The sequence below is a fragment of the Pseudarthrobacter sp. NKDBFgelt genome (assembly GCF_046097905.1).
GTDB classification, from domain to species: Bacteria; Actinomycetota; Actinomycetes; order Actinomycetales; family Micrococcaceae; genus Arthrobacter; species Arthrobacter polychromogenes.
Genome location: NZ_JBJURL010000147.1, coordinates 1 through 3,256, shown reverse-complemented (window position 1 = coordinate 3,256; position 3,256 = coordinate 1). Strand labels below are relative to the sequence as shown.

Here is a 3,256-nt window from a genome sequence, read left to right as displayed (position 1 = left end):
GGCGCGCAATATCGGCGGCGACGGCGTCGTCGAAGGTCCGGCCCACCACGGTCAGGCCGAACTGGGCACCGTCCACTTCACCGGCAGGCACCGCCACGGCGCACAGGTCGAACAGGTTGCAGAAGTTCGTGTAGGTCCCCATCAGCGAGTTCACGCCCACCGGATCCGCGGCCACCTCGGCAAGGGTGGGGTGGAACGGGGCGGTGGGGATCAGCAGCGCATCAAACCCTTCCAGCTGGGCCATCGCTTTGTCCTTCAGCGCTTCCAGCCTGGCCGCATCAGCCACGTACCGGTGGGCAGGCACTGTGCCCGCCGCCCGGATGATGCCCTCCACGGTGGGGTCGATGCCCGCTCGGGTGCCAGCGCCGTCGCCGCCCTTGTCAAGGTATTCGCCTTCAAGGAATTCACCTTCAAGGAATTCGCCGACGGCGGCATAGCGCTCGGCCACCAGCCCGCCGTCGTACAGCAGCCGGGCAGCGTCGAGGAAGGCATCGAAGTCGATGGCTTCGGCTTCCACGCCCAGCTCCCGCAGCCGGTTAATGTTCCGGTGGAACTCCGCTGCCCAGGATGCCGGCAGCGCCGGAAGGCTTGCCGGGTACGCAACACGTGGCCGCTCCGGCGCAGCCAGCCGGATATTCGCCGGCCAGGGCCGCGCACCTCCAGCCATGACCCCCATGGCGAGTTCTGCCGTGGACAGGTGGCGGGCAAAGATGGTGACCGCGTCCCAGGACCGGCAGGCCGGCACTACCCCCTCCGTGGAGACCACGTGCAGCGTCGGTTTGATGCCCACGATTCCCTGCAGCCCGGCGGGCACCCGGCCCGAGCCGGCCGTGTCCGTCCCGATGGCGATGTCCACCAGGCCCAGCGCCACGGCAACCGCGGAGCCGGAGCTGGAACCGCCGGAGATGAAGTCCGGGCGGCGGGAATCGCGGACTGCACCGTGCGGGCTCCGTGTGCCGACGAGCCCGGTGGCGAACTGGTCCAGGTTGGTGGCGCCCAGGACCAGAGCACCGGCAGCACGGAGCCGGGCCACGGCGCCGGCGTCCTGTTCCGGCGTGTACGCAAAGCCGGGGCAGGCCGCCGTGGTGGGGATGCCTGCCACGTCAACGTTGTTCTTGACGGCGAGCAGGAGCCCGGCGAGGGGCAGGTCCGCGCCCCCAGCAGCGGCGGTGTCGATCGCAGCGGCTTCGGTGAGCAGCTCATCCACCCCGCGGAGGGTGATCCAGATTTCCGGCCGGTCCACCGCATCCACTGCGGCGAGCGCGGCCCGGACCCGTGCGGCGGCCTTACCGGTGGTTGTGCCGGTCATACTGTTGCCTCTTCCAGTTCGGGGGCTTCCACTTCCTGCGTTTCCGGGTTCTGTGTTTCCGCGTCCTCGCTGCCGAGGACCACAACGGCCTCGCCCGCAACAACCTGCGAGCCCGCGGCTGGCAGGACCCGCACCACCACGCCGTCGCACGGCGCTTCCAGCACGGTTTCCATCTTCATCGCCTCGAGGGACACCAGCGGCTGGCCCTGCACCACCCGGTCCCCGGCCTTGACGTCGACCTTCCAGACGCTCGCCGCAAACGGTGCGGCCACGAGGGATCCGCCGTCCGGGACCGCCACGTCGTCCACAACCGGCGATACGACGGCGGCAAGAGCCTCCGCGCGGTCGAACTCGCCGGCGTCGGCCCATGCCTGCCGTTCCACCGCGAACGCCGCACCCTGCTTGTCCCGGAAGGCGGTGATCGATTCGCGGTTTTCCTCAAGGAACACCTCGTGCTCGGCCAGCGAGAAGGTGCCGTCCTCGATCTCGACGCCGCGGCCCCTCCCGGCGGCCATGTCCGCCCGCAGGTCCAGGAGTTCCTCCGGGCTGACCGGGTACCAGGAGATGCGGTCGAAGAAGCGCAGGAGCCACGGCGAACCCGGTTCGAACGGGGCGGAGTCCGCGTAGCGCGACCACACCTGGGTGGTGCGGCCAACGAACTGGTAGCCGCCCGGGCCTTCCATGCCGTAGATGCACATGTACGCGCCACCAATGCCCACCGCGTTCTCGGGTGTCCAGGTGCGGGCGGGGTTGTACTTGGTGGTGACCAGCCGGTGGCGCGGATCCAGCGGGGTTGCAACGGGGGCACCAAGGTACACGTCGCCCAGCCCGAGGACCAGGTATTCGGCGTTGAAGACGGTGTCGAACACGTCGTTGACCGAATCCAGGCCGTTGATCCGCCGAATGAACTCGATGTTCCAGGGGCACCAGGGGGCGTCGTCCCGGACACCCGCCATGTAGCGTTCAATCGCTTCCCGGGTGGCGGGGTCGTCCCAGGACAGCGGCAGCCGGACGGTACGGCTCGGAACCACGAGCTCCGAGCTCGCCGGCAGGGCTGCCTCGATCTCCTGGACGAGTCCCAGCAGCTTCTTTGTGGACAGGACCGACGGGTCCACCTTGATCTGCAGGGAGCGGATTCCCGGGGTCAGGTCCACGATCCCGGGCACGCGGAGCTGCTCGAGGTGCTGGTGCAGGGCGTGCGCCCTGGCACGAAGGCCGAGGTCCAGGACCATCTCACCGTATTCCACCAGCAGGTTGTCGTCACCGGAACGCCGGTAGGTGACAGCAGGCCTTCCGGGGCCTGCCGGCACCCGGCCCAGCACGCCGTCGTCGCCGTCTCCCCGCGCCGTACGTTCGGGACGACCGACGGCGGGCGCAGGTGTGGCCGTTGGGAGGGTCGTTGAGAAACTGCCGGACCACCCGGAGTCGCCGGGCAGGACCAGCTGGCGGCCCGGGCCAAGGTCCCTGGCCGACGGCGCCTGGCTGACACTGACGGGAACGAACCGGACCCTGTCGCCTGGCCGAAGCTGGCCCAGCTTCCAGCGCTCGGCCGTCACCACGGTGACCGGGCAGACGAACCCGCCGAGGCTGGGTCCGTCCGGTCCGAGCAGGATGGGCGTGTCACCGGTGAAGTCCAGCGCGCCGACTGAATAGGCGGTGTCGTGGATGTTGGACGGGTGCAGTCCAGCCTCCCCGCCGTCGGTGCGAGCCCAGCGCGGCTTGGGGCCGATGAGCCGCACACCGGTGCGGGCGGAGTTGAAGTGGACCTCGTACTCGGACGCGTAGAGCTCGTCAATATCCTCGCGCCGGAAAAACTCGGGGGCACCGTGCGGCCCCTCCGTCACGGCAAGCTCCCAGGTCGAGGCCAGGGCGGGCCGGCTGTCCACGGGGACTGCCCGGCGACTCCGGGTGGTCCGGCAGTTTCTCAACGACCCTCCCAACGGCCAC

General features: G+C 69.6%; 2 protein-coding genes. Both read right to left on the bottom strand.

Annotation, left to right across the window (positions count from 1 at the left end; translation table 11 throughout):
- On the bottom strand, positions 1-1,309 hold a 1,309-nt coding region (locus ACKAE7_RS20670; protein WP_408980181.1), incomplete at its 3' end, for an allophanate hydrolase.
- Positions 1,306-3,256, bottom strand: a 1,951-nt coding sequence (locus ACKAE7_RS20665) for a carboxyltransferase domain-containing protein (protein WP_408980180.1), incomplete at its 5' end; no start/stop codon positions are given. The genes ACKAE7_RS20670 and ACKAE7_RS20665, both read right to left, overlap by 4 nt.